Annotated in this window: 5 protein-coding genes; 3 read left to right on the top strand and 2 right to left on the bottom strand. The window is 72.3% G+C overall.

The features are described 5' to 3' along the window. Positions 1-183 precede the first annotated feature (183 nt). Positions 184-1,179 carry a magnesium/cobalt transporter CorA gene (gene corA / locus ACFU8Q_RS37650; protein WP_384463497.1) on the top strand — a complete coding sequence of 332 codons (996 nt, stop codon included), beginning with the start codon at positions 184-186 and terminating at the stop codon, positions 1,177-1,179. 25 nt (positions 1,180-1,204) lie between these two features. Here the strand turns inward: corA and ACFU8Q_RS37645 are convergent, their stop codons facing one another. After that, positions 1,205-1,993, bottom strand: coding sequence for a ferritin-like domain-containing protein (locus tag ACFU8Q_RS37645; protein WP_384463495.1), 789 nt, complete (start codon positions 1,991-1,993; stop codon positions 1,205-1,207). Positions 1,994-2,274: 281 nt separating this feature from the next. After that, positions 2,275-3,324: an LLM class F420-dependent oxidoreductase gene (locus ACFU8Q_RS37640; RefSeq protein WP_266745260.1), complete on the bottom strand. Its 1,050-nt coding sequence runs from the start codon at positions 3,322-3,324 to the stop codon at positions 2,275-2,277. A gap of 140 nt (positions 3,325-3,464) precedes the next feature. Between ACFU8Q_RS37640 and ACFU8Q_RS37635 the strand changes: the two genes are divergently transcribed. Beyond that, entirely contained in the window at positions 3,465-4,445 is a 981-nt protein-coding gene (locus ACFU8Q_RS37635; RefSeq protein WP_384463492.1) for an aldo/keto reductase, read from the top strand. Further along, positions 4,442-6,757 (top strand): helix-hairpin-helix domain-containing protein, encoded by a 2,316-nt coding sequence (locus ACFU8Q_RS37630; RefSeq protein WP_384463489.1) that lies wholly within the window; start codon positions 4,442-4,444, stop codon positions 6,755-6,757. Before ACFU8Q_RS37635 ends, ACFU8Q_RS37630 begins: the two co-directional genes overlap by 4 nt. The last annotated feature ends 36 nt before the right edge of the window (positions 6,758-6,793 follow it).

The raw sequence follows: 6,793 nt of genomic DNA, 5'->3' as shown, positions 1-6,793 counted from the left end.
GCTCAGCCGAAGGCCGCCTCCGTGCAGGGCAATTACCGTTCCGAGTGATCAAGTACGACGAGTCGTTCGGATCTCAAGGTTAAAGATCAAGTTAGGGCCTGTTCCGAGTTTCCGGCCGGGCCCACGGCGCCGGGCACGGCCGCTGCCGGCGGTGAGGTGCGCCGGGGAGCGGGGCAGGGAAGAATGCGCGCCGTGATTGTGGACTGTGCGATCTACCGGGACGGGCGTCGTACCGAAGGCCCCGCCGATCTTTCCGATGCCCTCGCGGAGGCGCGGGCGACCGGGGACGCGTTTCTCTGGATCGGCCTGTACGAGCCGACGGGGCAGGAGATCGACCGCGTCAGCAGCGAGTTCGGACTCCATCCGCTGGCCGTGGAGGACGCCCTGAGCGCGCACCAGCGGCCCAAGCTGGAGGTGTACGACGACTCGCTCTTCGCGGTCATCAAGCCGGTGGTGTACGAGCACCTGAGCGACACGGTCACCACCGACGAGCTGATGGCCTTCATCGGCGATTCCTTCGTCGTGACGGTCCGGCACGGGGAGGGCGCGCCGCTCGCCGCGGTGCGCCGCCGTCTGGAGGCGGAGCCGGAGGTCCTCAAGCACGGGCCGACCGCGGTGTTGTACGCGATCAGTGACGCCGTCGTCGACCACTACATCGAGGTGGCGGGCGAGCTCCAGGCCGACCTGGAGGAGCTGGAGACCGAGGTGTTCGCGCCGACCGGCACCGTGGACACCAAGAACACCGCGTCCCGCATCTACACCTTCAAGCGGCAGCTGCTGGAGTTCCGCCGGGCCGCGGGACCGCTGAGCGCCCCCATGACCCGTCTGGCGAGCGCGGAAGTGCCTTTCGTCCCCGAGCACTCGCAGCCGTTCTTCCGCGACGTGAGCGACCATCTGACGCGTGCCAACGAGTATGTGGACGGGCTCGACCGGCTGCTCTCCGACATCCTCTCGGCGCATCTGGCCCAGGTGGGCGTGCGGCAGAACGACGACATGCGCAAGATCTCGGCCTGGGCGGCGATGGCCGCCGTACCGACGATGGTGGCGGGGATCTACGGCATGAACTTCAAGCACATGCCGGAACTCGGCTGGGTGTGGGCCTATCCGGTGGTGATCGTGCTGATGGGTTCCGTGGTGTTCGGCCTGTACCGGCAGTTCAAGCGGCGCGGCTGGCTCTGACGGCCGGTCCGCCGCGGCGCCCGGATCAGGCGGACTCGGCCGCCTGCGCGGCGGGACCGCCCAGTGCGTCGCGCCGCTCGGGCAGCCGCAGGCTCACCATGCGCCGCCATCCCAGGAGCCGTTCGTACACGTAGATCCCGTGGATCCCCGCGGCCAGCACCGCCGCCTTGGCCCGGGGCCAGCCCAGGATGCGGCCCATGCGGTCCATGACGGCGAGGCTGACGTCGCGGTACACCCGGATCTCGGCGAGCGCGCACTCGCGCAGGACGCGCTGGATCGTACGGCCGTGTCCGACGCGGGCGAGCCGGAGCAACTCCTCGTGGCAGTACGCCAGGTGGTTGTCCTCGTCGTTCGAGATCATCCGCACCGCGCGGCCGAGGTCGGGGTGGTCGGCGAAGTGCTTGCGCAGCAGCGTCATCTGCTCGGAGGCACGCTGTTCGGTGACCCTGCTGTGCGCGAGGTAGGTGATGATGTCGTGCTCGGAGAGCGGCTCCTGGCGCCCCAGCCGCTCATGGGCGAGGCCGATGCCGTGCTTCTCCAGCAGCATCGTGTAGTCGGTCTCGCGCGGAACCTCGACCGGCTGCAGCCCGCGCTTCTTCAGCAGCGTGTGGAAGATCCGGCCGTGCTTGTCCTCGTCCGCGCCGTGCCGCGTGATCTTGGGCGCCAGGGCCCGCTGGCTCTGGGGCACGAGGGTCGCGATACGGCCGTTCTCCCAGCCCCCCTGGGACTCTCCGCTCGCCGCGATGGAACAGAGCAGCCGGAACGACTCGTCTTCGTCGAGAATCTCCTGGAACAGGTTCCTTGCCGAGAGCACCACTGCCACCTCCGTACCGGCATCCGCCCCTCGACAGTCAAATGCGACACTCCCACCCGGGCAACAGGAACACCCCCCGGCTACGCCGGACGGGCCGCGGCCTTCCCGGCCCCTGCGGCGGTCGAGTACCGACCGTGACCCCGGTGGACCCGCGCCGGGCCGCACGCCGATCGGCGTAACCCCGCGCCCCCGGAAGCGTTGTTACGCGTAACGGCCGTGGCGGGGAGCCCCCGAGCCCCCACCACGGCCGTAGCGCTCTCCCGGAGCCCCCGGAGTCCGCGTTACGCGAGCCCGGACCGCTCCAGCGCCTCCGTGCCGGCCCGCAGAGCCGTGATCCGCTCGTCGAGCGTGAATCCGGCCGGAGCCAGAGTCAGCGTCGTGACCCCCGCCGCGGCGTACGCCTGCATCCGCTCGGCGATCCGCTCCACCGGACCGAGCAGCGTGGTCTGGTCGATCAGCTGGTGCGGGACGGCGGCAGCGGCACCGCTCTTGTCGCCGGACAGGTACTTGTCCTGGATCTCGGCGGCTTCCTTCTCGTAGCCCATGCGCTGCGCGAGCTGGTTGTAGAAGTTCTGCTTGCGGCTGCCCATGCCGCCCACGTACAGCGCGGTGTACGGACGGAACATGTCCGCGAGGCCGTTGACGTCGTCACCGACGGCGAGCGGCAGGGTCGGGCAGACGTCGAAGCCCTCCATGGTCTTCCCGGCCTTCTCGCGGCCCGCCCGCAGGTACTTCACGGCGGTGTCCTCGAGGTGCTCCGCCGAGGGGAAGATGAGCAGCGCGCCGTCGGCGATCTCGCCGGTCTGTTCCAGGTTCTTCGGGCCGATCGCGGCGATGTAGAGCGGAATGTGCTCGCGCTGCGGGTGGACGGTGAGCTTGATGGGCTTGCCCGGGCCGTCCGGCAGCGGGAGGGTCCAGTGCTGCCCCTCGTACGACAGCCGCTCACGGGACATCGCCTTGCGGACGATCTCGACGTACTCCCGGGTGCGGGCCAGCGGCTTGTCGAACTTGACGCCGTACCAGCCCTCGGAGACCTGCGGTCCCGACACGCCGAGGCCGAGCCGGAACCGACCGCCGGAGAGCGAGTCGAGAGTGGCGGCGGTCATCGCCGTCATCGCGGGCTGGCGGGCCGGGATCTGCATGATCGCGGAGCCGACGTCGATGGATTCGGTCCGGGCGGCGACCCAGGCGAGCACCGTCGGTGCGTCGGAGCCGTACGCCTCGGCCGCCCAGCAGACGTCGTATCCGAGCCGGTCGGCCTCCTGGGCGACGGCGAGGTTGTCGCCGTCCATTCCCGCACCCCAGTAACCGAGATTGATGCCGAGCCGCATAGCCGCTCCCCTTACTGATCAGTAACGTGCCTGAGACCCGGACTCTAGCGCGCGGCGGCGGGTTCCGGCAGGGGCGACTTGGTGCCGGGTTGTCCACAGGCTTCCGCCGGGTGGGGTCCTGGCCAGTAATCTCAGCGCCCATGGAGCAGAGGCATCTCGGCCGCACCGGCCTTCGAGTGTCCCGGATCGGGCTCGGCACCCTCACCTGGGGTCGGGACACCGACGAGCACGACGCTGCCGAACAGCTGAAAGCCTTCTGGGAGGCGGGCGGCACGCTGGTCGACACGGCTGATGTGTACGGCGGTGGAGAGGCGGAATATCTGCTCGGACGACTCACCGAGGGTCTGGTGCCACGGCAGGATCTGGTCATCGCCACCAAGGCCGGCAGCGTGGCCGACCCGTACCGCCGGTTCAACGGCTCGCGCGGCCATCTGCTGGCCGCGCTGGACGCCTCCCTGGCACGGCTCGGCACGGATTACGTGGACCTGTGGCAGATCCACGCCTTCGACCCGGTGACCCCGCTGGAGGAGACCCTTCAGGCGGTGGACCTGGCGGTCTCCACCGGCCGCGTCCGGTACGCGGGGGTGTCGAACTTCTGTGGCTGGCAGCTGGCCAAGGCGGCGACCTGGCAGCTCGCCTCCGGGGTGCGCACCCGGCTGGCGAGCACCCAGATGGAGTACTCCCTGTTGCAGCGGGGTGTGGAACGCGAGGTGCTGCCGGCCGCTCGCGATCTGGGCGTGGGGCTGCTGCCCTCCTCCCCGCTGGGCAGGGGGGTCCTGACCGGCAAGTACCGGACGGGTACTCCGGCGGACTCGCGCGGCGCCTCGGAGCTGCTGGCCCCGTTCGTCGAGCCGTATCTGGACGACCCGGCGAGCCGCATCGTGGACGCGGTGTCCACCGCGGCCGACGGCCTGGCCACGACGGCGCTCCAGGTGGCTCTCGCCTGGGTGCGGGACCGGCCGGGGGTGGTGGCCCCGATCGTCGGTGCGCGCAATGCGCAGCAGCTCACGGAGGCATTGTCAGTGGAGGCGCTTACTCTTCCTGACGAGATCTGCCAGGCGCTCGACGATGTGTCGGCGCCCGTGCACCGCTATCCCGATCAGGACTGGAGCACGCTGTGACTGCGCTTCCCCGGGGGGAAACCCCCGGCTCCCCGGCCGCCGACGACAACGGCGTCGTCGCGGACCCCTCCGCGGCCGTGCCCGCCCCGTCCGCTCCGGACGAGGGGCACGAGGCGGACGAGGGATCGCCGACGGCCGATGCCGCCGTCGATGCCGCGGAGACGGACGGCGACGACCACCGGGCCACCGGGACCGGCAAAAAGGCCGCGGCCGACGCCGAGCCCGACGGCGCCACCGACGCGACAGCCGCGGCCGACGGCACCGTGGACGGGGCGGTCGCCGGCCCCGCCCCGCTCTCCGAGGCGGAGGCCGAACTCGCCGCCCAGCGTGAGCTCCGGGAACGGATCGAGAAGCGCAAGGCGGAGAAGGCGGGCCCCATCGCCGCCGGTGCGAAGCTGAGTGGCAGGGCGGCCGATCTGCTGGCGGCCGTGCGTGCCGTGGAGAGCGGCGAGAAGCCCTCCGCCGGGTTCTTCGACTCGCCCGAACCCGCCGCCCCCCGCCGGGCCGCTCCCGCGCCCGCGCCGGAACGGCCCCGGACGGCCCGGCCGGCCACAGCCGCACAGGGCCCCTCGCCGCAGGCCGTGGCAGCGGTGGCCGCCGTACTGGCCGAGGGCGGGGCTCCCGGAACGCTGGCCGCCCCGGCCGCGGAGGCCCTCGGTGCGCAGGCGGCCGGCTCCCTGCGCGAGGACCCCTGGCAGTTGCTTGCCGTGCCGGGCGTCAGACCGGAGCAGGCCGACGGTTTCGCCCGGGCCCTGCTGGGCACCGAGTGCGGTCCGGACGACGAGCGGCGGACCTCGGCCCTGGTCGGCTGGCTGCTGGAACGGGCCGCGCTCCAGGGCCATACGGCGCTGGACGCGACGGCGGTCCGTGCGGCGCTCGCCGAGCGCGCGGTGAGCGACCCCGCCGCGGCCGTCGAGCACGCCGTCGCCGAGGGCGTCGTCCTGGTCTTCCAGGACGGCCAGGAGGACCTGGGCGACCAGGGCGACCAGGAGCCCGGAACACCCGCGGAGGCCGGGGAGAGCGCGGAGGACCGGGCCGGGCAGGAACCCGTACCGGTGCTGCTGGGGCTCGACCGGTACGCACTCGCCGAGGAGAGCCTGGCCGATGGGCTGGCCCGGCTGGTCAACGCCTGCGAGACGGACGCCGACTGGACGGCGGCGGCCACGGCCGCGGGCTCCCCGTCGGCAGCCGAGCTGATCCGTGCGGTCGCGGCCCACGGCCTGGTGGCGCACACCGGCGGCGAGGCGGCCAGGGCCGAACCCGCGGCGCTGATCAGTGCTGCCCGCGGCCTGGGACTGCGCGCGCTGGGTGCCGTGCACAGCATGGACGGCAGGCACCGGCTGGCCGAGGCGACCGGCGATCCGTCGGCGGCCGTCACCCTCGCCGGGCTGCTCTGTGGCGCGGAAGGTCCGGGGCGGGACGAGGAGGGGGCGATCGCCGTCGACCTGCTCGTCGTGCTGGACGCCCCGCAGCTGGACGTCGAGACCGCCGCGATCCTCGTGGAGTCCCTGAGTGACGGCACCCGGCTGGTACTCAGCGGCGATCCCGGCGTGCTGGGTTCGGCCGGCGCGGGACGGGTGTTCGCGGATGTGCTGGCGGCCCGCGCCTGCCCGCAGATCGTGTCCCGTACACCCGATCCGGGACCGATCGGCGAACTGGTCTCCGGCATCGGCATCGGAGAGCTGAACCAGGTCGCGGCGCCCGGCAAGGAAGTGGTGATCGTCCCCGTGCGCGATGCGGGCGAGGCGGTGCACCGCACCGTGCAGCTGGTCGCCGACTCGGTGCCGCGCGCCATCGGCGTACCGTCGGCCGACACCGAGGTGATCACCGTCGGCCACGGCGGCCCTGCGGGCACCCGGGCTCTGAACGCGGCGCTCAAGGAGCGGATCAACCCCGGCCCGGGGCGGTTCGGCGGCTTCGACCCGGGCGACCGCGTCGTCCATGTCCCGGCCCCCGGCAGGACGCTGCCCGGAGTGGTCGTCTCAGCCGATGCCGAGGGCCTGCATCTGGACTGCGGGGGCACGAAGCTCGTCGTACCCCAGGATCGGGTGGAGTCGTCCGTACGGCACGGCTGGGCCCTCAGCGCCCATCAGGCGGCCGGTATGCGATGGCCCGCCGTGGTCGTCGTGCTGCCCGGTGACGCCGCGCAGGCGCTGAGCCGCCCTTGGGTGTACACCGCCTTCAGCCGCGGCGAGCGGCATCTGTCCGTCGTGCACGGGGTGGATCAGGCGCTCCAGCGCGCGGTCGCCCAGTCCCCGGCGCAGGACCGCACGACGCGGCTGCGCACCCTGCTGGAGGCATCGGCCCGATGACCCGGGCCGCGCCGTCGGACGGGCTCGAACGGAGCC

The sequence above is a fragment of the Streptomyces sp. NPDC057543 genome (assembly GCF_042801895.1).
In the GTDB taxonomy this organism is placed as follows: Bacteria; Actinomycetota; Actinomycetes; order Streptomycetales; family Streptomycetaceae; genus Streptomyces.
This window is presented reverse-complemented; position numbering and strand designations above follow the sequence as displayed.